The organism is Aliiroseovarius sp. YM-037, assembly GCF_048060095.1.
Classification (GTDB): Bacteria; Pseudomonadota; Alphaproteobacteria; order Rhodobacterales; family Rhodobacteraceae; genus JBLUOA01.
In genome coordinates this window covers 755,176-776,262 of sequence record NZ_JBLUOA010000001.1, presented here as the reverse complement: position 1 = coordinate 776,262, position 21,087 = coordinate 755,176, and the positions used below count along the sequence as shown (strand labels likewise).

The 21,087-nt window shown below is 60.4% G+C and carries 20 protein-coding genes; 7 read left to right on the top strand and 13 right to left on the bottom strand.

The window, feature by feature from the left end; genetic code table 11:
• Nucleotides 1-12: 12 nt before the first annotated feature.
• The 7 genes from tal to ACEWPJ_RS03700 all read right to left on the bottom strand — a co-directional run bounded on the left by tal (nucleotide 13) and on the right by ACEWPJ_RS03700 (nucleotide 7,104).
• The gene (gene tal, locus ACEWPJ_RS03730; protein ID WP_416510991.1) at nucleotides 13-969 is read right to left on the bottom strand and encodes a transaldolase; all 957 of its coding nucleotides are present in this window, start codon (nucleotides 967-969) and stop codon (nucleotides 13-15) included.
• A gap of 73 nt (nucleotides 970-1,042) precedes the next feature.
• Nucleotides 1,043-2,041 (bottom strand): ABC transporter ATP-binding protein, encoded by a 999-nt coding sequence (locus tag ACEWPJ_RS03725; protein ID WP_416510989.1) that lies wholly within the window; start codon nucleotides 2,039-2,041, stop codon nucleotides 1,043-1,045.
• Nucleotides 2,038-3,069, bottom strand: a complete 1,032-nt coding sequence (locus ACEWPJ_RS03720; RefSeq protein WP_416510987.1) for a Gfo/Idh/MocA family protein — start codon at nucleotides 3,067-3,069, stop codon at nucleotides 2,038-2,040. Before ACEWPJ_RS03720 ends, ACEWPJ_RS03725 begins: the two co-directional genes overlap by 4 nt.
• The gene (locus tag ACEWPJ_RS03715) at nucleotides 3,066-3,905 is read right to left on the bottom strand and encodes a carbohydrate ABC transporter permease (protein ID WP_416510985.1); all 840 of its coding nucleotides are present in this window, start codon (nucleotides 3,903-3,905) and stop codon (nucleotides 3,066-3,068) included. Before ACEWPJ_RS03715 ends, ACEWPJ_RS03720 begins: the two co-directional genes overlap by 4 nt.
• Nucleotides 3,906-3,915: 10 nt before the next feature.
• On the bottom strand, nucleotides 3,916-4,842 hold the full coding sequence (locus ACEWPJ_RS03710; RefSeq protein ID WP_416510983.1) for a carbohydrate ABC transporter permease: 927 nt from the start codon (nucleotides 4,840-4,842) through the stop codon (nucleotides 3,916-3,918).
• Between the two features lie 75 nt (nucleotides 4,843-4,917).
• On the bottom strand, nucleotides 4,918-6,174 hold the full coding sequence (locus ACEWPJ_RS03705; protein WP_416510982.1) for an ABC transporter substrate-binding protein: 1,257 nt from the start codon (nucleotides 6,172-6,174) through the stop codon (nucleotides 4,918-4,920).
• A gap of 33 nt (nucleotides 6,175-6,207) precedes the next feature.
• Nucleotides 6,208-7,104 (bottom strand): N-acetylmuramic acid 6-phosphate etherase, encoded by an 897-nt coding sequence (locus tag ACEWPJ_RS03700; protein ID WP_416510980.1) that lies wholly within the window; start codon nucleotides 7,102-7,104, stop codon nucleotides 6,208-6,210.
• Nucleotides 7,105-7,241: 137 nt separating this feature from the next.
• On the opposite strand from ACEWPJ_RS03700, the gene ACEWPJ_RS03695 reads away from it, so the two are divergent.
• The 5 genes from ACEWPJ_RS03695 to ACEWPJ_RS03675 are packed head-to-tail and all read left to right on the top strand — an operon-like array spanning nucleotide 7,242 to nucleotide 11,480.
• The gene (locus ACEWPJ_RS03695; RefSeq protein ID WP_416510979.1) at nucleotides 7,242-8,123 is read left to right on the top strand and encodes a BadF/BadG/BcrA/BcrD ATPase family protein; all 882 of its coding nucleotides are present in this window, start codon (nucleotides 7,242-7,244) and stop codon (nucleotides 8,121-8,123) included.
• Nucleotides 8,123-8,881: a GntR family transcriptional regulator gene (locus tag ACEWPJ_RS03690; RefSeq protein ID WP_416510977.1), complete on the top strand. Its 759-nt coding sequence runs from the start codon at nucleotides 8,123-8,125 to the stop codon at nucleotides 8,879-8,881. Before ACEWPJ_RS03695 ends, ACEWPJ_RS03690 begins: the two co-directional genes overlap by 1 nt.
• Before the next feature lie 8 nt (nucleotides 8,882-8,889).
• A complete protein-coding gene (locus ACEWPJ_RS03685) occupies nucleotides 8,890-9,921 on the top strand; it encodes an SIS domain-containing protein (RefSeq protein ID WP_416510975.1) in 1,032 nt (343 codons plus the stop codon).
• Nucleotides 9,918-11,072, top strand: a complete 1,155-nt coding sequence (gene nagA / locus ACEWPJ_RS03680) for an N-acetylglucosamine-6-phosphate deacetylase (RefSeq protein WP_416510973.1) — start codon at nucleotides 9,918-9,920, stop codon at nucleotides 11,070-11,072. The genes ACEWPJ_RS03685 and nagA overlap by 4 nt, the downstream gene beginning before the upstream one ends.
• A 21-nt stretch (nucleotides 11,073-11,093) precedes the next feature.
• Nucleotides 11,094-11,480: a carboxymuconolactone decarboxylase family protein gene (locus tag ACEWPJ_RS03675; RefSeq protein ID WP_416510971.1), complete on the top strand. Its 387-nt coding sequence runs from the start codon at nucleotides 11,094-11,096 to the stop codon at nucleotides 11,478-11,480.
• Here ACEWPJ_RS03675 and rpe read toward each other — a convergent pair.
• Entirely contained in the window at nucleotides 11,477-12,157 is a 681-nt protein-coding gene (gene rpe, locus ACEWPJ_RS03670) for a ribulose-phosphate 3-epimerase (protein ID WP_416510970.1), read from the bottom strand. The genes ACEWPJ_RS03675 and rpe overlap by 4 nt on opposite strands.
• A gap of 151 nt (nucleotides 12,158-12,308) precedes the next feature.
• Here rpe and deoC point away from each other — a divergent pair, with 151 nt between their 5' ends.
• Entirely contained in the window at nucleotides 12,309-13,313 is a 1,005-nt protein-coding gene (gene deoC / locus ACEWPJ_RS03665) for a deoxyribose-phosphate aldolase (RefSeq protein WP_416510968.1), read from the top strand.
• Nucleotides 13,314-13,347: 34 nt separating this feature from the next.
• A complete protein-coding gene (locus tag ACEWPJ_RS03660) occupies nucleotides 13,348-15,699 on the top strand; it encodes an aldehyde dehydrogenase family protein (RefSeq protein WP_416510967.1) in 2,352 nt (783 codons plus the stop codon).
• 210 nt (nucleotides 15,700-15,909) lie between these two features.
• On the opposite strand, the gene ACEWPJ_RS03655 is transcribed toward ACEWPJ_RS03660, so the two are convergent.
• The 5 genes from ACEWPJ_RS03655 to ACEWPJ_RS03635 form a co-directional block, all read right to left on the bottom strand.
• Nucleotides 15,910-16,563, bottom strand: coding sequence for a DUF1523 family protein (locus ACEWPJ_RS03655; RefSeq protein ID WP_416510965.1), 654 nt, complete (start codon nucleotides 16,561-16,563; stop codon nucleotides 15,910-15,912).
• A gap of 17 nt (nucleotides 16,564-16,580) precedes the next feature.
• Nucleotides 16,581-16,859 carry a hypothetical protein gene (locus ACEWPJ_RS03650; protein ID WP_416510964.1) on the bottom strand — a complete coding sequence of 93 codons (279 nt, stop codon included), beginning with the start codon at nucleotides 16,857-16,859 and terminating at the stop codon, nucleotides 16,581-16,583.
• Nucleotides 16,856-18,205 (bottom strand): DUF6638 family protein, encoded by a 1,350-nt coding sequence (locus ACEWPJ_RS03645; RefSeq protein WP_416510963.1) that lies wholly within the window; start codon nucleotides 18,203-18,205, stop codon nucleotides 16,856-16,858. The genes ACEWPJ_RS03650 and ACEWPJ_RS03645 overlap by 4 nt, the downstream gene beginning before the upstream one ends.
• A 133-nt stretch (nucleotides 18,206-18,338) precedes the next feature.
• Complete coding sequence (locus ACEWPJ_RS03640; RefSeq protein ID WP_416510961.1) at nucleotides 18,339-19,124, bottom strand: hypothetical protein; 786 nt, start codon at nucleotides 19,122-19,124, stop codon at nucleotides 18,339-18,341.
• Complete coding sequence (locus ACEWPJ_RS03635) at nucleotides 19,121-21,055, bottom strand: ATP-binding protein (protein ID WP_416510960.1); 1,935 nt, start codon at nucleotides 21,053-21,055, stop codon at nucleotides 19,121-19,123. The genes ACEWPJ_RS03640 and ACEWPJ_RS03635 overlap by 4 nt, the downstream gene beginning before the upstream one ends.
• Nucleotides 21,056-21,087 lie beyond the last annotated feature (32 nt).

Here is a 21,087-nt window from a genome sequence, read left to right as displayed (position 1 = left end):
CGCGGCCCGCCGTCAAAGCATGTCGGCGATGATTTTCTCAAGTTTCTCGGAATCCGCCGCAAACCCGCGAATACCCTCGGCAAGCTTTTCGGTCGCCATCGCGTCCGCGGCCATTTCCCAGCGGAAGGTCTTTTCGTCCAGCTTCGCACCCGGCGTTTTGGTCGCGCCCTTGTCTTCCAACTGACGCGGCAGATCGCTGTTGTCTTCGGCCATTTCATCCAGCAGCGCGGGGCTGATGGTCAGCCGGTCACAGCCGGCCAACGCTTTGATCTCACCGGTGTTGCGGAAGCTTGCGCCCATCACGACCGTCTTGAAGCCGTTGTCCTTAAAATACTGGTAAATCTCAGTCACCGACAGGACGCCGGGATCGTTTTCGGCGGTGTAGGTCGTGTCGGGATTGGTCTTTTTGTACCAATCAAGGATACGCCCAACGAACGGCGAGATCAGGAAAACACCGGCTTCCGCACTGGCGCGGGCTTGCGCGAAGTTGAAGATCAGCGTGATATTGCAATTGATCCCCTCGCCTTCCAAAACCTCGGCGGCGCGAATGCCTTCCCACGTCGCGGCGACCTTGATCAGCAGGCGGTCCCTGCCAACACCCATACCGTCGAACAGCCCGACAAGTTTGCGCGCCTTTTCGATCATCGCATCAGTGTCGAAGGACAGGCGCGCGTCAACCTCAATTGACACACGGCCGGGGATGATTTTCAGGATTTCGCTGCCAACGCCGACACCGATCTGATCTATCGCATCCTCGATAATCTCGTCCTGCGATTTGCCCGACCGATCGACCCGGCCAAGCGCGGCGTCGATCAGATCCGCGTATTCCGGCATCTGCGCAGCTTTCAGGATCAGCGATGGGTTGGTCGTCGCGTCAATCGGCTCCAACCGTTTAATCGCGGCGATGTCGCCGGTATCGGCAACAACGGTCGTCATTTCGCGCAACTGGTCGAGAACGGAGCTGGTCATCGGGCAATTCCTGCAATTTTCTGTGGATTTCGCCCGTTATTACCCCGCCCAAATCGGAATGTATAGGCGTGGATCAGGCGACCATCGCCTGATCCTCCGCATCGAAGAAGAACGCGTCGGCTTCGTCGAACTGCAAGGCGATGGCGGCGTCAACGGCGACGTCGCGCTGACCGAACAGGCGGGCGGTGATCGTTTCTCCGTCGTTCAGCTTGACCAGCAGGTTGGTGTCGCCACCCAAGCGTTCAACATGGGTGACGGTGCCTTTCAACTGGCCTTCGCCAAGGTTCAGATGTTCGGGGCGGATACCGAGCGTTTTCGCGCCCGGTTTCCCGATCAATTTCGCATCGACAAAGTTCATCGACGGTGCCCCAAGAAACCCGGCGACGAACTTGTTTGCGGGCTTGTTGTAAAGCTCCATCGGGGCGCCGATTTGTTCGACCCGGCCGTCGCGCAGAACGACGATCTTGTCGGCCAGAGTCATCGCCTCGGTCTGGTCATGGGTCACGTAAACCATTGACGTATCAAGGGTTCTGTGAAGGCTCGCGATCTCAATCCGGGTATTCATGCGAAGGGCGGCGTCGAGGTTCGATAGTGGTTCGTCAAAGAGGAACAGCTTCGGATGCCGCACCACGGCCCGGCCGATTGCAACCCGCTGGCGTTGCCCGCCGGAAAGCTCGGCGGGGCGACGGTCGAGGTAGTCGCCAAGCGACAGCATCCGCGCGGCTTCGGTCACGCGCTCCTCAATCACCGTTTTCGGTTCCTTCGCCTGCTTCAGCGCGAGCGCCATGTTATCCTTGACCGATAGGTGCGGATAAAGCGCGTAGCTTTGGAACACCATCGCAATGCCACGCTTTGCGGGGGGCGTTGTGTTCACCACATTCCCGGCGATTTCGACGGTGCCGGAGGTCGCATCCTCAAGCCCCGCGATCACCCGCAAAAGGGTCGATTTCCCGCAGCCGGACGGGCCGACGAAAACGACGAACTCGCCCTCCTCCACAGTCAGGTTTATGTCGTGTAAAACCTCGACTTCTCCGAAGGATTTGCAGACGTTCTCAAGGTGAAGGGCGGTCATGATTTATCCCCTAATTCTATAGCGTTACCGGAGCGGATGCTTTCATCTGCGGCAAGGCAGATCGCCAGCGATTGCACCGCGTCATTCATGTGTCGGGTGAGGTCGATATTTTCGGTGATGGCGCGGACGACATAGGCCTGTTCCGCGTCGCATAATTCCTGGTGTCCGGGCTCATTCGGCATGTCGATTTGGGTGTCGCCAGTGGGGCGGTGAATCAGCAATCCACCGACTTTGGTGTGGCCGTCGATATCGTCGGAATTTCCCTTATTTCCATCGGTGATCGACACCGCGCCGTTGGGGCTGATGATGTCTTTCACGAAGAACGCGGTTTCCGAGATCATGGGGCCCCAGCCGGCCTCATACCAGCCGACGGAGCCGTCATCGAACACCACCTGAAACTGCCCGTAATTATACATGTCGGGCGCGATTTCGTCGGTCAGGCGCAGGCCCATTCCGTGCACGCGGACGGGCCGCGCATCGGTGATCTGGCACATCACATCGACATAGTGAACACCGCAGTCAACAATCGGAGAAGTGTTTTGCATCAATGCCTTATGCGTTTCCCACGTGTCACCCGACGACTGCTGGTTGAGGTTCAGGCGGAAGACGTAGGGGCCACCGAGGGCGCGGGCTTCTTCGATCAGGCGGACCCATGAGGGGTGGTGACGCAGGATGTAGCCGACGACCAGTTTGCGGCCGGTTTCAACGGCCTTTGCGACGACCCGTTTCGCGTCTTCGGCCGTTGTGGCCAAGGGCTTTTCGACGAAGACATGGGCGCCCGACTCCATCGCCCGAACCGCCAGATCGGCGTGGCTGTCGGAGTAGGTTGCGATCACCACCAGATCGGGTTTTTCGGCGTACACATCGCGTATGACTCCCGTATGACAATCGTATGACTCAAGTGCTGACGGAAGCGTCACGGGCGATCGGTTGTAGAGGCCGACGATCTCGACCTCGGGATGGTGATGGAGCGCCAGCGCGTGGCTGATCCCCATGTTCCCCAATCCAAGGACAACGGCGCGGATCATTTGACGGCCCCCGATGTGATGCCCCGGATCAGTTGGCGCGAGAAGATGACGTAGATCACAAGCGCCGGAAGGATCGCCATCGACAGCGCGGACAGGACCGCGTTCCAGTCGGTGACGAACTGGCCGATGAACACCTGCGACCCCAGCGTCAGCGTCTTGGTCGATTCACCGGGCGCGAGGATCAGCGGGAACCACAGGTCGTTCCAGATCGGGATCATGTTGAACACCGCGACCGTCGCCATCGCCGGGCGCACCAGCGGCAGGACCAGCCGGAAGAAGATCGTATATTCCGACAGGCCGTCGATGCGGCCCGCGTTCTTCAGGTCATCGCTGACCTGCTTCATGAATTCGGACAGGATGAACACGGCCAGCGGCAAGCCTTGCGCGGTATAGACGAGGATCAGCGCGGTGAGCGTGTTCACAAGGCCGCTTGCCACCATCATTTCAAGAATGGCGACGGTGCCGATGCGGATCGGGATCATGATGCCGAGCGCGAGGTAAAGCCCCATCCACAGGTTGCCCTTGAACCGGTATTCCGCCAGCGCAAAGGCGGCCATCGCGCCGAACAGCAGGATGAAGAACAGCGAGGCAATCGTGACGATCAGCGAGTTCTGGAAGTAGAGGAAGAAATCCCCCTGCTTCATGACCGTTTCATAGCCGATGGTGCTGAAGGTTTCGTTGTTCGGCAGGCCCAGCGGTTCCTTGAAGATCGCGCGACGGTTCTTGAAGCTGTTGATCAGGATCACAAAGACCGGGAACAGCGCGATCACGACCCATGTCAGCAGCACAGCATGTGCGCCGATGGTGGTGCGGATATTTTGGCGTGCAGCGTTCATTGTCATCCCCTCAGAACTGGTAGCGGCGCAGGCGGGTCTGGATGCCCCAGAGGTATATGCAGACCCCGATAAGGATGATCACGAACATCGCCGTCGCAATCGCGGACCCCATATGCGGATCGCCCAGTTGAAGTTGGAACCCGAAGAAGGTGCGATACATGAAGGTGCCGAGGATATCGGTTGAGTAATTCGGCCCCGCCAGCGCACCTTGCGCGGAATAGATCAGGTCGAAGGCGTTGAAATTGCCCACGAATGTCAGGATTGAGATGATCCCGATAGACGGCAGGATCAGCGGCAGCTTGATCTTCCAGAAGGCACCCCATCCGGTGATGCCGTCAATCTCTCCGGCTTCAAGCATTTCTTCGGGGATCGACAGGAGGGCGGCGTAGATCAGCATCATCGGGATGCCGACGAACTGCCAGACGGAGATCAGGGCGAGTGTGGTGAGCGCGTATTCTTCCTTGCCAAGCCACGGTTCGAACAGGGACTTGAGGCCGATCGCATCAAGCATATTGGGCGCGATGCCCCAGATCGGCGACAGGATCAGTTTCCACGCAAACCCCACGATCACGAAGCTAAGGATCGTCGGAATGAAAATCGCGGTGCGGTAGAGATGCGCGAACCGCAAGCGCGGGTGGCTGAGAAGTGCGGCCAGCAGGATGCCAATCGGGTTCTGCACGATCATATGGATGAAGAAGAACCAGAAGTTGTTGCCGAGCGCGTTCCAGAAGCTTTCGGACCAGCGCGGATCGCCGAACAGGGTGCGGAAGTTGTCGAGGCCAACGAACTCGCGGGCCTGTCCGACCTCGGTGTAAAGCGCAAGGCGCAGGGTGTTGAACAGCGGGAAGATCATGACCGCCGTGTAAACAAGCACCGCAGGCGCAAGAAACACGAGGATATGCCAACGGAAGCGGCGGGTGCCGGTTGTATCAGACATGGTGATTTTCCCTTGTTTGTGCCCGTTTTGGGCAGTGGCGGGCCGCGCAGTGCAGCCCACCACCCCGTGAGTGGCTTATTGTTGGGGTTCGTACCAGCTTGCCAGCCCCTCCTGCAGACGCGCGGCGGCGTCTTCTGGGGTCTCTTCGCCCTTGATCACGTTGACCGAGGCGTTCCAGGTTTCGTTTTCGAGGTTCGGCGTGCCCCGCGACAGGATCTGGTAGGTGGAGCGGATGGTGGAATTACACTCCCCCCGCCAGCTGACGAATTCCTGCGCCAGCGGATCTTCCATCGCAACGTCGTGGTTCGACAGAGAGAAGAACCCCGGAAGCGCATTCGCGTAGAGGGACGCGAATTCTTCGGACCCGACCCAGTTCAGGAAGGTCTGTGCCGCTTCGGCGTTCGGGCTGGCCGCGTTCAGGCCAATCGCGATGTCGGTGTGGTCTGAGATGTAGCATTCATCGCCCGCAGCCTGAACCGGCGGATAGAACGCGCCCATTTCAAAATCGACAAGGCTGTTGAAGCCCGAAATCTCCCACGAACCGGCCGGATAGATTGCGGCGCGGCCGAGCGTGAACAGGTTCTGACTGTCGGGATAGGTCTGCGCCTCATACCCATCGCCGAGGTAGTCGCCCCATTTGGCAAGCTGGCGGAAGGGGGCGACCCAAGCCTCATCCGTCAGGGATTGTTCGCCGGCGATCAGGGCGTTGCGGCCCTCTTCGCCCTTCCAGTAGTTCGGGCCGATGTTGTTGTAGCCCATGGTGGCGGCTTCCCACTGGTCGTTGGTGCCCATCGCCATCGGGATATAGCTGCCGTCTTCCTTGATGGTGTCGAGGGCGGCGAAGAATTCCTCTTCGGTCGTCGGGACTTCGATGCCAAGCTCGGCGAAGGCGTCCTTGTTGTAGATGAAGCCGTGGATCACCGACGCCATCGGCATACAGAACGTGGCGGCGCCATCATCGGTCGTCCACGCGGATTTCGCAACGTCGGAAAAGCTCGACATGCCTTCAAGCCCCGAGAGGTCCGTCAGGTGGCCCGCTTCATAAAGCGCGAGCGATGCATCGAAGGGACGGCAGGTAATGAGGTCGCCCGCGCTGCCCGCGTCGAGTTTGGAGTTGAGCACCGCGTTATATTCCGCCGGGGCGGAGGGCGTGAACTGCACTTTGATGCCGGGGTTCGCGGCCTCAAACGCCGGGATGATCTGGTCCTGCCACAACGTCAAATCGTCGTTGCGCCAGCTTTCAATCGTCAGGGTCACATCCTGCGCCATTGCAGCCGTGCCCCCCAGTAGTGTCGAGGCGAGCAATACGCCCCCGAGTTTCAGATGTGTCATGATTTTCCTCCCTAATACATCCTTTGTGCCCGGTCAGACCGGGGTTTTCAGTCGTGTCATCGCCGAACGCAGGTTGCCCCCCGTCCGGTATAGTATGTCGTCCGCCTGCGCGGGTGTATCAGCCCCAAGCGCGAGCAGTGTCGCCTGCTTGACATGGCCATTGGCCGCTTTCAGGCAGCCTTCGGCGGTGTCGGTCGAACACCCCGCAATCGCCGCCACCATCCCGGCGGCGCGTTTGCGCAATTTTGCGTTGTCGGCCTTCAGGTTCACCATGAAGCCGTCGTGGACATGGCCAAGGCGCACGCCCATCAGCGTCGACATCAGGTTCAGCGTCGCCTTTTGCGCCGTCGCCGCGCCCATCCGGGTCGATCCCGCGATGACTTCGGGCGGGGTCGGCAGGCAGATCGCAACATCCGCGCCTTGGAAAATCTGCGCGCCGGGATTGTTTGCGATGGCGATGACCTTCGCGCCGCGCTTGCGGGCGATGGCGGCGACTTCGCAGGTGTAAGGCGTGCTGCCCGAGGCCGTGACCCCGATGACGACATCACCCCTGTCAATGGCCCGGGCGGCGGTCGCGGCCTCAGCCGCGTCGTCTTCGGTGTTGCCGGGCATCCGCGCGTCTGTCGGAATGCCGCCCGCCATGAAGATTTTGATCTGGCCCGGGTCGATGCCAAAGGTGCCCTGAAGCTCCGTCGCGTCGGACAGGGCGGCGAGGGCCGATGATCCGGCGGCGGCGTAGATGATGGTGTGGCCGGATTGGATCGCCTCAACCATCAGGGCGGATGCGGCGGCGATAGAGTCCGTCGCCCCCGAAACAGCCGCGAGCGCCTCCGCCTGCCCCTGAAGCAGATGCGCCAGCACGTCAGCATCGGGCTGGGCATCCAGCGCCGCTGCAGCGGTGTGCATCATTTCAGTTTGCGGCAAAGCCATGCGAATCCCCCTCGGCTTCGAATACAATACCTATTTAATACCTTTTGTCCAATATTTTTTCCAAACACCTAATTTTTATTGAAAACAACTCAATATTGGTCTTTCAAATTCTGAATAGGTATTATAAAGGTATCTACATGACATCGACTCACGAAACCTTCTTTCTTGGCGCGGATGGTGGTGGCAGCGGCTGCCGCATTGCCCTTGCGCGGGTCGCAGGGTCCGGCGGGTTTGAGGTGTTGGCAGACGCGCGCGGTGCCTCTGCCAATGTGACCAGCGATTTTGACGGCGCGATTGCGGCGCTGGGTGGCACGATCCTTGATGCGGCCCGCTCCGCAGGGGTCGATATCGCCACTGTCCGCGCGCATTGCGGGCTGGCCGGGGTGCTTGATACCGGCATCGCGGCGCGGGTGGCTGATGCTTTGCCGATCCGCAATGTCACAGTGTCTGACGATCGGGAGACATCGGTCGTTGGTGCGCTTGGCGGCGAAAACGGCACAGTCATTTCGATTGGCACCGGCAGCTTTATTGGGCGTTCGGTTGATGGGGTGCAGACCTTTATCGGTGGCTGGGGCTTTCGGTTGGGCGATCAGGCGTCGGGTGCGTGGCTGAGCCGGGCGCTGTTGATCGACGCGCTGCTGTGTCACGACAAGATGTTGCCGCCAAGCGGCCTGCTGACCGACGTGCTGACAGAATTTTCAAACCGCCCGCAAGACGTGGTCGCGTTCGGGCAAACCGCGCGGCCCGGCGACATCGCCGCCTATGCCCCGCGTATCGTCGATGCGGCCAAGGCGGGGGATGCGGCGGCGCAGAATCTGATGCAGCGCGGTGCGGGTTACGTGACCCGCGCGTTAGGCGCGCTGGGAACCGGCGGGGCGGAGCCGATCTGCGTTGTCGGCGGGCTTGGCCCCGCCTTTGCGCCCTATCTGCCCGCCGAGCGGGCGGCGCAGATCACCGACGCCAAGGGCAACGCGCTTGACGGTGCGCTGCGTCTGGCCGCCGCCGGAGGAAAAGTGTGATGAGCGTTGCAGATTTCCTGAACCCCGATGGCTGGTTTTCGCAGGATAACGGCCCGCGCTACGTGCAATTGCGCCGCCGGATTGAGGACGGCATCGCGGCGGGTGTGCTGAAACCCGAAAGCCCCCTGCCCCCGGAACGCGAAATCGCAACGCTGACCGAAATGTCCCGCGTCACCGTCCGCAAGGCGATTGAGGCGTTGGTTGAGGCGGGAACGATTGTCCAGAAACAAGGCTCGGGCTCATTCATCGCGCCGGAAACGCGGCGGGTGGAACAATCGCTAAGCCGACTGACTTCGTTTTCCGAGGATATGCAGCGGCGCGGCATGAAGACCGAGGCCGTGTTTCTGGAACGCGGCGTGTTCATGCCCTCCCCGGAAGAGGTCGTGGCGCTGGCGCTGGCGCCCGACGCATCGGTGTCGCGGATCAAGCGGCTGCGGACGGCGGATGGGCAACCGATGGCGATTGAACGCGCCTCGCTGCCCGTCGATCTGCTGCCCGACCCGGTCGCGGTTGAAAAATCGCTTTACGACTACCTCGGCGAACGAGGCACCCGCCCGGTGCGCGCGATCCAGAAGATCTCTGCCATCAACCTTGGCCCGGAGGAGGCCACCCACCTGAACCTGCCCGAAGGCGCGGCAGGGCTGAACATTCAACGGATTTCCTATCTTGCCTCGGGCCGGGTCGTGGAATTCACGACATCCATCTATCGCGGCGACGCCTATGACTTCGTGGCTGAACTTCGGTTGACCGACACTTAGGATACGACATGACACATGACATGACCCAAATGCGCCGCGAGGTGCTTGAAATACCCGATGCCGTCGACCGGCTGTTGACGGACGGCGCCGGGGCGATTGAGGTTGCGGCAAAGGCGCTGCGCGCCCGCGATCCGCTGTTCCTTGCGACGGTGGCGCGGGGGTCGTCGGACCACGTGGCGACCTATCTGAAATACGCGTCGGAACTGATGTTGGGCGTACCAGTCGCGTCGGTCGGGCCATCCGTCGCGTCGATCTACAAAGCGCCGCTAAAGCTGGGAAGGGCGGCCTGTATCGGGGTGTCACAATCCGGCAAAAGCCCCGATATCGTTGAACTTTCCCGCTCCGCACGGGCAGATGGGGCGTTCACGATTGCGGTGACGAATGAACCGAACTCTCCGCTGGCTGAGACATGCGACCATTGCCTGCCGATCCACGCCGGGCCGGAGCTGAGCGTGGCGGCGACGAAAACCTTCGTGAACTCCGCCGTTGCCGGGCTGCTGATGCTTGCCCGGTGGAAGGATGATGCGGAGATCACGCAGTCGATCCATGCGCTGCCGGAGCAGTTGGCACAGGCCGCGCAAATCGACTGGCCTGAGATGTGCGCGGCGATTGGTGGGCGGAAAAGCCTGTTCACGCTGGGCCGCGGCCCGGTCATCGCGATGTCGCATGAGGCGGCGCTGAAGTTCAAGGAAACCTGCCAATTGCACGCGGAAAGCTATTCCTCAGCCGAAGTGCTGCACGGCCCAGTGTCGATTGTGGAACAGAACTTTCCCGTCCTCGCGATGACCGCGGCGGACGCGGCGGAGGGGCCGCTGATCGATGTGGCGGATGAAATCGCATCAAAGGGCGCGTCGGTTTTTGCAACGTCGGACAAGGCGCGGGTTGCCAAGCGGCTGGAGTTCGTGCGCACGAACCACGCGCTGACCGATCCGATTGCGCTGATCGTGTCGTTCTATGCGATGGTGGAAAAAGTCGCGGCAGAACGCGGGATCAACCCGGACGCGCCGCGCCATCTGAAGAAAGTGACCGAAACGATATGACGACCCACGCCTATATCGGGGCCGATATTTTTGACGGCGAACGGCGGCATCGCGGCATGGCGCTGCTGGTCGAGAGTGCGCGGGTTGTCGGTATCGTGGCAGAAACTGATGTGCCGGACGAGGCGGAGGCCACGGACATCGGCGGAGGAACGCTCGCGCCCGGGTTTGTCGATCTGCAAGTGAATGGTGGCGCGGGGGTGATGTTCAATGACGCACCGACCGCGCAGACGCTCGGGCTGATCGCGGGGGCCCATGCGGGGCTGGGAACGACATCATTGCTGCCGACGCTGATAACCGACACGCCGGAACATAGCCGCGCGGCGGTGGAGGCGGCGCAAAAGGCGGTGGAACGCGGCACGCCGGGCATTGCCGGGCTGCACCTGGAAGGGCCGCACCTGTCGGTTGCCCGCAAGGGCGCGCACGGGGCCAGCTTTATCCGCCCGATCAACGACGCGGACATGGCGCTTTACGTCGAAGCCGCGAAAGACCTACCCGCGCTGATGCTGACCATCGCGCCGGAAACCGTGCCGCCGGAGCAGATCGCAACTCTGACCGATGCAGGCGTGATCGTGTCACTGGGCCATACGGATGCGGATTTCGAGACCTGCGTGACAGCAGCCAAGGCGGGCGCGATTTGTTCGACCCACCTGTTCAACGCGATGAGCGGGCTTGGCAACCGGGAACCCGGCTGCGTCGGCGCGACGCTTGCCACCGGGCGGCTGTCTGCCGGCCTGATCGCGGATGGCATCCACGTTCACCCGGCGGCGATTAGTGCGGCGCTGCGGGCAAAGCTGGGACCGGGCGAGATTTTCCTCGTCAGCGACGCGATGTCTCCGGCTGGAACAGAGCAGCGCGAATTTACGCTGAACGGCCGACGTATCCTGCGGGAAAACGGGCGGTTGACGCTTGAAGACGGAACGCTTGCCGGGGCGGACCTCGATATGGCGCAGGCGATCAGGACGATGGTGAATGTCGTGGGCTGCGAGGTTGATGTCGCGCTTCGCATGGCGACGCTGGCCCCGGCCAACCTGCTGCCAAAGGCGAATGGCATCGGGCAGTTGACAGAGGGCGGCCCGGCGGATTTTGTCTGGCTGGACGATGATCTGAGATTGCGTGGAACGTGGCAGGCGGGCGAACAGGTGCGCGCCTAACCCAAAGGAGCGGAGCGGGTGATGGACAATATGTTCGACAAAGGGCTGGAAAAGCGCAAGGCGACGCTGGGGGCCGAATATGTGGATCGGAACCTCGACTCCGCCGACGATTTCAACCGCCCGTTTCAGGAAGCGATGACCGCATGGTGCTGGGGCTTCGGATGGGGCGACGAGGCGATAGACGCCAAGACCCGGTCGATGATGAACCTCGCCATGATCGGCGGCCTCGGCAAGATGCACGAATGGGAAATCCACTGCAACGGCGCGATCAACAATGGCGTGACGCGGGACGAGATCCGCGCGATTGTCCACGTCGTCGCGATTTACTGCGGCGTGCCGCAGGGGATGGAGTGTTTTCGCGTCGCCCGTAAGGTTCTGGAAGAACGCGGGCTGATCGACGCGACTTAGCCCGCCGCCGCCCGGATCGCGCGAATATTTTCGCCGTAGGGCACGGGGTTGCTGACCGACCCGCCCTTGAACACGGCTGACCCGGCGACCAGCACATCCGCCCCTGCCGCAACGACCAGCGGCGCGGTTTCGGGCGTCACGCCGCCGTCGATTTCGATATGGATCGGGCGATCACCGATCATCCGGCGCAGTTTTGTGACCTTTTCGACCTGCGAGTGGATGAACTTCTGCCCGCCAAAGCCGGGGTTCACCGTCATCACGCAGATCAGATCGACCATATCAAGCAGGTGTTCGACATGTTCCGCCGGGGTGCCGGGGTTCAGGGCAACGCCAGCCTTAGCCCCTGCCCCGCGGATCGCCTGAACGGTGAGGTGAATATGCGGGCCAGCCTCAACATGCGCGGTGATGATGTCGGCCCCGGCCTCCGCAAAGGCGTCAATATAGGGATCGACGGGTGCGATCATCAGGTGAACGTCCATCACGCCCTTGATATGGGGCCGGATCGCCTTGCAGGTCGACGGGCCGAAGGTGATGTTCGGCACGAAATGCCCATCCATCACGTCGACATGCACCCAATCCGCGCCTTCAGCCTCAATCGCTTCGCATTCGGCACCGAAATTGGCGAAATCGGCGGACAGGATCGAGGGGGCAATCTTGACGGAACGGTTAAAGGACATGGCAAGCTCCTTGGGGGTTTGGGTTGTCCTAACGCGGATCATCAGGCTTGAAAAGCCATCCGCGCCGCAACGGCGCACTTGACCGTTTGGTCAAACTTGCAATAGCTGAAAGCACATGACACCCTTCGGTGTTCCCGAACGGAGCCGCCCCATGAAGATCAAACAGCAAACAAAAGCCTCGCAGACCACGACGGCGCAACTGCCGCAGGTGCACGAACCGCGCAATCCCGGGATGGCGCTGGACCTTGATTGGGTCGCGGCGGTGCAGGTGAATACGTCGGCGGTTGAACGGCGCGCCAAGACGCTGCCCGGGCGGCGGTCGGTCAAGAAAGAGTATCAGGCCGCGTGGCTGCTGAAGGCGATCACGATGATCGACCTGACGACGCTATCGGGCGACGATACCGAAGGCCGCGTGCGACGGCTGTGCGCAAAAGCGCGGCAGCCAGTCAGCGCGGACTTGCTTGACGCGCTCGGGATGCCGCCGATTACGACCGGGGCGGTCTGCGTCTATCACGATATGATCGAAACAGCGGTCGATGCGCTGAACGGGTCGGGCATTCCGGTTGCCGCCGTGTCGACGGGCTTTCCCGCTGGCCTGTCGCCCTTCCAGCTGCGTGTGGCTGAGATCGAAGAAAGCGTGAAGGCGGGCGCTGCGGAGATCGACATCGTGATCTCTCGTCGTCACGTTCTGACCGGAAACTGGGAAGCGCTTTACGACGAAATGAAGGAATTCCGCCGCGCATGTGGCGACGCACATGTGAAAGCGATCCTTGCGACCGGAGAGCTTGGAACCCTGCGCAACGTCGCGCGCGCGTCACTGGTCTGCATGATGGCGGGCGCGGATTTCATCAAGACATCGACAGGCAAGGAAAGCGTCAACGCGACGCTGCCCGTCAGCCTCGTGATGATCCGGGCGATCCGGGAGTATTTCGACCGCACGGGATACCGCGTCGGATACAAACCCGCGGGGGGCATATCGAAAGCGAAGGATGCGGTGACATACCTCGCCCTGATGAAAGACGAGCTTGGCGACCGCTGGCTGCAGCCGGACATGTTCCGGTTCGGAGCGTCGTCACTGCTGAACGACATTGAGCGGCAGTTGGAACACCACGCGACCGGCAGCTACTCCGCCGGATACCGGCACGCGATGGCGTGACCGTCGGATTGGATATTTTTGGAAAGATGAAGCGATGAACGTCAAGGAAATATTCGACAGCATGGAGTATGGCCCGGCGCCGGAAGGAGCCAAAGAAGCGCTGGCCTGGATCGCGGACCGGGGTGGCATCGCGGGGCCGTATATTGGCGGTAAATGGGGCGCTTTGAGGGATGATTTCGCGTCGACCAACCCCGCGACGGGAGAGAAGCTGGCGGGCGTGACGAAAGCCACTGCGGAGGAGATTGACGCTGCGGTCAAAGCCGCGCGGAAGGCACAACCGGCTTGGGCCAAATCAGGCCATGAACGCGCCCGCGTTCTTTATGCAATCGCCCGACTGATGCAAAAGCACAGCCGCCTGCTGGCGGTAATGGAAACGCTCGACAACGGAAAGCCGATCCGCGAATCCCGCGATATTGACGTGCCGCTGGCGCAGCGGCATTTCTACTACCACGCGGGAATGGCACAGTTGATGGACGCGGAACTGCCCGATGCAGAGCCGCTTGGCGTGTGCGGGCAGATCATCCCATGGAACTTTCCGCTGCTGATGCTCGCATGGAAGATCGCGCCAGCGCTTGCGATGGGCAACACGGTGGTCTTGAAGCCTGCGGAATACACCTCGCTTTCCGCGATGGTATTTGCTGAGATATGCTCCGAGGCGGGCGTGCCGCCGGGCGTCGTCAATATCGTGACCGGCGACGGCGAGGTGGGCGAGATGATCGTGAACCACCCGGATATCGACAAGATCGCCTTTACCGGCTCAACCTCTGTCGGGCGGCGTATTCGCGAGGCGACCGCCGGGTCCGGCAAATCCCTGACGTTGGAACTGGGCGGCAAGTCGCCCTATATCGTCTTTGACGACGCCGATGTGGATTCCGCGATTGAAGGGCTGGTCGATGCGATCTGGTTCAACGGCGGGCAAGTCTGCTGCGCCGGGTCGCGCCTGTTGGTGCAGGAAGGCATTGCAGAGAAGTTTTATACAAAGCTCAAAACACGCATGGATGGGTTGCGGCTGGGCGATCCTTTGGACAAGTGCATCGACGTCGGCGCGATCGTCGATCAGACGCAGCTTGATACGATCACCCAACTTGTCAAGGACGGCGGCGCGGAGGGCGAGGTTTACCACGCCGCCTGCGCGCTGCCCGAAAACGGGTGTTTCTATCGCCCAACGCTCATCACCGGGCTGACCCCGTCAGCACGTTTGATGCAGGAAGAAATCTTCGGCCCCGTCCTTGTCGGCACGACATTTCGCACGCCGGACGAAGCGGTGGAGCTTGCAAACAACACGCGCTATGGGCTGGCGGCGTCTGTGTGGACGGAGAACGTGAACCTCGCGCTCGATATCGCGCCGAAACTGGTGGCGGGCGTCGTTTGGGTCAACGCGACCAACCTGTTTGACGCGGCTGCGGGCTTTGGCGGCAAGCGCGAAAGCGGATTTGGCCGCGAAGGTGGCTGGGAAGGGTTGACCGCCTACACAAAACCGAAGGGCGCGACCAAGGCGCTGGCAGAGATTGCCCCGGTCGCCGCGCCAAAATCGGCAGAACCGGCGGCAGCGCTTGACCGGACGGCAAAGATGTTCGTCGGCGGCAAGCAGGCGCGCCCCGACGGCGGCTACAGCCAGGCGATCTGGTCGCCGCGCGGCAAGCTGTTGGGGCATGTCGGGACGGGCAACCGGAAAGACATCCGCAACGCAGTTGAGGCCGCGCATGGCGCGAAAAGCTGGGCCAAGACGACCGGTCACACCCGCGCGCAGATCCTTTATTATATAGCCGAAAACCTCTCTGCCCGATCCGAAGAGTTCGCTGCGCGGATTGATGCAATGATCGGTGGGCGCAGTGGCGCGAAGGAGGTCGACGCTTCGATCCGCCGCCTGTTCACTTACGCGGCCTGGGCCGACAAATACGACGGTCAGGCACATGGCGTGCCGATCCGCGGCATTGCGCTTGCGATGCACGAACCCATTGGTGTGATCGGGGCGCTTTGCCCGGACGACGCGCCGCTGCTGGGCCTCGTCAGCGTGATGGCCCCGGCGATGGCGATGGGGAACACGACGGTTCTGATCCCGTCACACCCCTACCCTCTGGCCGCGACGGATTTTTACCAAGTGCTCGAAACCTCTGATGTGCCGGGTGGTGTCGTCAATATCGTGACCGGAGATCATAGTGAGCTTGCCAAAACCCTCGCCGATCATCTGGATGTCGATGCGGTCTGGAGTTTTTCATCCTCCGACTTGTCGGGCGAGATTGAGCGCCGCTCTGCCGGGAACCTCAAACGCAGTTGGGTCAATAACGGCAAAGCACGGGATTGGTCGGGGTCGGCGGGCGAAGGCCGCGCCTTCCTGCGCCACGCAACGGATGTAAAGAACATCTGGGTGCCATACGGCGAATAAAGAGACACCCTGCCTGATGTTCGTCAGACAGGGTGCGGTCTTCACCTTTCGCGGTCATCGGCGTCCCCGCCTGTACCGCCCTTTAAACTCACATCAATTTGGTTTCATCTTTCTTAAAATATCCTCGCCGAAGGCATAAATTTGTTTTGGCGCTCCAGAAGAGTTTTGTGCCTTCGGCGAGGATACTTGTGGAAAGATGAGGGCGGCGGCCTAGCGCTTCGGTTTGCCGCGCCATGTGCCCAGCCACCGGGTGAAGCGCCCCCAAAGGCCCGAGGCGCGATCTTCGACGCCATCCCAGCTTTCAGCCGCATCATCAAGCACCGGATCAATCGATCTTTCGCGGAACTGACGCCACATCTTGCGGATCATGAACAGGATGAACAGCAGCGTCGTCAGGATGATGATGTTGACCCACGGGATGATCGTCACGTCCGGGCCGGCGACGGGTTTGATCCCGACCGCATTGGGAAAGGCCGAAAGCCATTCGTTCCGCCAGCCGTAATGCGTGACCGAATACCATTCCGGCGTCGCGCGGTTTGAGATTGCGTCGGCGGCTTCGGTTTGCAGGTTGGCGGTGTCGAACTTGAAGTAGGGCGGCCAGCTCCAGCCCGTATCCTCATTCCGGTAGACCATCGGCTTGCCGTTTGCCTTGATCGTCTGGATGAACAAGACGTCGCGGTTGATCAACCCGCCTGACTGATCGTCTGGGCTTGACCAGAAAACCCGTGTCCAATCGTTAAGGTCCTGCCGCTCCTCATAGGTGTTCACGACCCGCACGACGTCGTGCTGTGGTAGCGTGTAGTGCAGGAATCCGAACACGATGAGCGCCAGAAACGCCAGGAAGGTCCACTTTACGTACTTCATTCTCATTTCGCTCGGCCTCAGTAAAAGTTGATGAAATAGATGAGGGCGATGATCGCAACCGTTGGGATCACATAGACCAGCCAGATCAGTTTTTTGCGCAAGCCGTTTTCATACTCTTTCATCCCCGCCTCGATATAGGCATCGCGGGCGGCTTTATCATCCCTGCCGGAATTTTCTTCGTCCCAGGTGTCTTCGAGTTTTTCGCGCCGGACGGATCGTGAATAGATCGACACCGCGAAATAAACCACGGTCATCGCAATGAAGCCAAAAATGGCGAGACGGATCAGTGCAATCATCTATTTTCCCTCATCACCGCGCCCCACGGCCCGACCAGATGCACCAGATCGACTTCGGGCGCGGCGCCCTCCCTCAGCGGCGCGTCGGCGCCAAACAGAGCGGCGCGGGTGCCTGCCTTGTCCACTTGATACTCCGTTTCAAGAAATTCCGCGACGTAGGATTTCTTGCTTTCGCTCCAACCCTGGTAGTCGCGGTAAAACCGTTCCTTGTGGCAGATGAAAAGCTGGCGGATGTCTTTCGGTGTCATATCGGCAAGCAGCATGTTCACAAGATCGCGGTCTTCATGCGCTTTGGCCCGTAGCGTGTAGAAATAGGCCGGATGGTCGGATGTCAGGCGCGGCCACGGCGCATCGCCATCGGCCCAGCGTTTCAGCGCATTGAGGCCGTGGAATTCATCCGGCAGATTGCGCGCGTGACGACGGGCAAGTTGGCGGATGTCGCGGCGGGTTGCGCCGGACAGGTCGACACCTTCGCCCGCGACAAGGTCGACAACGATGAAATCCATCTTTTGCTGAAGGATCGCCGCCGCGTCGACGCCCCGCGCCTTTACAATAGGCTCAACCAGATCGTTGTAGTCGAGGAATTTTGCAATCTGGTTCCGGTCGCCGAAATCGAACGTGTATTTGATCGGCAGATTGCCAAGCTCCCTCCGGTCCGCAGCTGAAATCGCCGCCGGGTGCTGCATTCCGCGAAAAATGTAGAGCCCGCCGAAATGCGCCGTCCAGAAATTTTCTTGCGTGAAGGTTTGGTTTTTGAGATCGACAGGGTTCCGGGTCACGTCGCCGGTGGTTTTGGCAAGGCCGATCATGTCAGCGATCAGCACGTCGTCCCACCAGGCATCTTCCTCTTCCCGGAAACGGTCAATTAGGGCGGTCAGCTTTGCCGCCTCGCGGACATGCGATCCGGTCGTGTCGGCCTCAATCGTGATCTTGCGGATATCGAACAGTCGGGTCGGGTCGGACACGTCGTAGACCGAATTCAAAAGCTCTCCCGCGACCGCATCGCGGGTTGTCAGGGCAAAAAGTTGCGGTTCGTTTTCCTCAATGAACTGGCGAAGAATTCCGCGCGACATCGAAAAGCGCGTATTGAGCAGGGGGGAGGATTTCTGTTCGGTCGTCAGCAGGATGAACTGCCGGTTGCACCCCCCTTGGTTGAGGTAGAGGTGATCGCCCAGCTCATCACCCACCTCGGGCGAATAGCCCGATATGTCGATGTGAAAATCCGGCAGTTGCGTGCGCTTGCCCGTCAGCTTTTCCAGCGCGCGATTGTAGCGTTCGACCAAGGCGGGCGAGGACACTTCGACGAGGTTCCCGAACATGAGGCCGCGGGTGATGAGACGTTTCATTGGATTTCCCCAATCGCACAACAGTAGCGACGCGCTCGGCCCGAGGATGGTTGCGGAAGGCACCCGCCTTGGGTGGCGGGTCGGGCGCGTCGCGGCTGCGCCGCCAGAGAAATCTTGGAAGATGAGCGTAACATCACGAGTGCCCCTCCAGATCTCGGAGGTAAACGGGAGTTAGGCGTTCCTTAGGGTTGCCAACCATTTCTGGCGGGACCCAGTATTTCTCCTTGCGAGCTACCGCTCCGCCGAGTGGCTCGAACAGTAGCTGGTTGCAAAATATGCCGTGACACTCTTCGAGCCATCGATTTGCCGCAAGGTTCCAGTCAAGCCATTCTCGAAAAAGCCGATCCCGTCCGTCCTTTGATGGCACGTTCTTCCAACGCCTATTCAACCGTGCATGAAACATCACCGCTTCGCCCAACGGGTAGAAACAATTGCCTGACGCCTCGGGAATATACATTGCGCAATCCATATTGCTCGGAACATGCGGTATGTTCTTTTTCGCAGCTATAAATCCGTAATGGTTAGTGGCCTCATTTCGGATATCACGGGCAACGTAATATCCGTCGCCGTTTTTGATTTCATCAAACTTCCTGAGTGCTTCTCCGGCAAGTTCGATCAGCAGATTATCTTCAGTTTCCGGTTTCTTCCCCCCGATGCTGTCAAAGAAATCTTTGGCCTCAAATAGCCGGGAACTCCAAGTTCTGATAATCAAGAACCGATGGATATTGGTCGCACTATCGACCGCCTTTTCGCCCGTGTATTCGTGCGCTTGACACAAGTAGATGCGCGATAGCGCGTTAGCTTCACTCACTGCGTAACTGAGAACCGAAAGAGCCGCGAGATGGTCTTCTGGAATAGCGTTCATCTGGTCCCAGGTGTAGTCGATTTGGGTGAGATGCATTAAAGCTTTGTTTGTCACCCCTTCCCCTCCAAATACCTCTTCTTCGCCTCTTCCTGCCGTCCGAACTCCCGCACCATATTCTCAATCGCCACCTCATCCGACTTGTCGGCGTAGCGGAACTCCGAATCCGCGTAGCGGTTGATTTCCTGAATCACCATGTCGACTGTGATCGGCTGGCGCAGTTCTTCGATCATGTCGCGCTTGGTGTCGTAGTCTTTCAGCAGGAACAGGTCGGGCTGTTCCATCCATTCGTCCGGCAGTTCGAAATCCATCGCCCGCACCTTCACGGCATCGGTGATGTTCTTGATCGCACGGCCGGTAAAGCGGTCGTCGGCCTCTTGAATACCTTTCAGATAGGTGCCGAGCTTTGCGATGGTGTCGAGCTTGCCGATGTCCTTCGACACACGCTCAAACACACGCTCCAGCCCGTCTTCATGGGGGCGGGCGTGGCTGTCAAAGCTGGCCGCGACGGCCTTCTTGATCTCCTGCGCCGCGAATACTTCGTGCTCGCCCAGCGGGATGTCATGGTTCTTGCCCATCAGCAGGTAGAGAATGTCGATATAGTCGTCCCGCGTGATCGGCCCATCGACAAGGAACCGCGCCCCGGCCCGCTGGCGCAGGGCGTCGTCGACGTTTTCGGGGTAGTTTGAGAACATGCCGAAGGTGCAGTTGCCGCGGACGACGGTATTCGCACCGGCGAAGCTTTCCATCAGCACTGCGGTAATCTCCAACTGCCCGGCGGAGGATTGGCGATCCCCCCGCTTGCCGGCAAGCTGGTCGATATCGTCGATGGTGCCGAAGCCGATCACGTTGGGGTCGAGCACGTTGTTGATGAAGGCCTTGGCGTTCTGTGCTGATTTGCCTTGATAGGAGTCAATACTCTCCGTGCTGAGGTTCTGATAGCGGAACGGATAGCCCGCGTTTTGGCAGTAGTCGTTAATCATCCCCGCCATCATCTGGATCAGGGTGGTCTTGCCCGTCCCCGGCTTGCCATCGCCCATGAAGGTGAAGATAAATCCGCCAAGTTCCGCAAATGGGTTCAGCTTGCGGTCGAAATCATAGGCCATCAACATTTTCGACAGCTTCATCGCCTGATATTTCGCGATGTGGTTGCCGACGACCTCGTTGGGTTTCTTGAAGGTCATCGTCAGCGGCGTGCCCTTGGCGCGGTGGGCGGGGGTGAAGCCCTGAATGGTGAATTCGTCCGCCTCCACCCGATAAGACACGCTGGTGAACGGGTCGAGCCGCCCGGCGGTGCGGGCGCGCAAGCTGACCTTTTCCATCAGCTGTTCCGCATAGGCCATCACCGTCGGAACAAGCTTATCGCCGTTTGCGAACACCGCAATTTTCTGGTCAAGCTCCCACAACGCGCCATGCAGCGCCAGTTGGCCATTGTCGGTCAGCACCTCTTCGGCCTCGCCCACCTCAACCGCCGTTTCACTCGCGTGGGACGACAGCAGGAACGCGGTTGCATTGGCAAAAACGGAAAGCGAAATCAATGCTTCCGCGACCAATAGCTCGCCAAACTCAGCCTTGCGGTCGGTGCCAAGGCTGCCTTCGAGGTTATCGCGTTTCTGCGCGGCAAGCCCGGTCTGCTCGCCGTAAATCTCCGCCACGGCCTGCGCGATTGCAACCGCCCGACGCAGCGCATGCAGAACGGACGCCTGCAGTGGCGACATCAGCGGATCATCCCCGTCCGCGCCCTCAATCCGATCAATCAGACGCACACCTTCGGGCCGCGCGGTCGAACGTGTCACCAGCCCCGGCGTCGTATTGCGGAACCGCCGCCGCGTGCCGATGCCGGACGATCGTTCCTGTGGGGCATCGGCAACCTTCGCCGTCGCGATCCGCGGCGTGTGGTCGAACCCTTCCAGCATCGCCGTCGCCGCGGCGTAGTGCTCGGTAATGTCGTCTTCACGCAGTTCCATCTGATCGGACGGTAGGCTCATCTGGTGTCTTCCCTATTCATCTTGCCCCAAAA

Coding starts and splice junctions, on each gene's coding strand:
- ACEWPJ_RS03695 (WP_416510979.1), top strand. CDS start 7,242: ATGACATCGACTCACGAAACCTTCTTTCTTGGCGCGGATGGTGGTGGC.
- ACEWPJ_RS03645 (WP_416510963.1), bottom strand. CDS start 18,205: ATGAAACGTCTCATCACCCGCGGCCTCATGTTCGGGAACCTCGTCGAA.
- tal (WP_416510991.1), bottom strand. CDS start 969: ATGACCAGCTCCGTTCTCGACCAGTTGCGCGAAATGACGACCGTTGTT.
- deoC (WP_416510968.1), top strand. CDS start 12,309: ATGAAGATCAAACAGCAAACAAAAGCCTCGCAGACCACGACGGCGCAA.
- ACEWPJ_RS03720 (WP_416510987.1), bottom strand. CDS start 3,069: ATGATCCGCGCCGTTGTCCTTGGATTGGGGAACATGGGGATCAGCCAC.
- ACEWPJ_RS03710 (WP_416510983.1), bottom strand. CDS start 4,842: ATGTCTGATACAACCGGCACCCGCCGCTTCCGTTGGCATATCCTCGTG.
- rpe (WP_416510970.1), bottom strand. CDS start 12,157: ATGTCCTTTAACCGTTCCGTCAAGATTGCCCCCTCGATCCTGTCCGCC.
- ACEWPJ_RS03660 (WP_416510967.1), top strand. CDS start 13,348: ATGAACGTCAAGGAAATATTCGACAGCATGGAGTATGGCCCGGCGCCG.
- ACEWPJ_RS03700 (WP_416510980.1), bottom strand. CDS start 7,104: ATGGCTTTGCCGCAAACTGAAATGATGCACACCGCTGCAGCGGCGCTG.
- ACEWPJ_RS03725 (WP_416510989.1), bottom strand. CDS start 2,041: ATGACCGCCCTTCACCTTGAGAACGTCTGCAAATCCTTCGGAGAAGTC.
- ACEWPJ_RS03675 (WP_416510971.1), top strand. CDS start 11,094: ATGGACAATATGTTCGACAAAGGGCTGGAAAAGCGCAAGGCGACGCTG.
- ACEWPJ_RS03690 (WP_416510977.1), top strand. CDS start 8,123: ATGAGCGTTGCAGATTTCCTGAACCCCGATGGCTGGTTTTCGCAGGAT.
- ACEWPJ_RS03715 (WP_416510985.1), bottom strand. CDS start 3,905: ATGAACGCTGCACGCCAAAATATCCGCACCACCATCGGCGCACATGCT.
- ACEWPJ_RS03685 (WP_416510975.1), top strand. CDS start 8,890: ATGACACATGACATGACCCAAATGCGCCGCGAGGTGCTTGAAATACCC.
- ACEWPJ_RS03650 (WP_416510964.1), bottom strand. CDS start 16,859: ATGATTGCACTGATCCGTCTCGCCATTTTTGGCTTCATTGCGATGACC.
- nagA (WP_416510973.1), top strand. CDS start 9,918: ATGACGACCCACGCCTATATCGGGGCCGATATTTTTGACGGCGAACGG.
- ACEWPJ_RS03635 (WP_416510960.1), bottom strand. CDS start 21,055: ATGAGCCTACCGTCCGATCAGATGGAACTGCGTGAAGACGACATTACC.
- ACEWPJ_RS03705 (WP_416510982.1), bottom strand. CDS start 6,174: ATGACACATCTGAAACTCGGGGGCGTATTGCTCGCCTCGACACTACTG.
- ACEWPJ_RS03655 (WP_416510965.1), bottom strand. CDS start 16,563: ATGAAGTACGTAAAGTGGACCTTCCTGGCGTTTCTGGCGCTCATCGTG.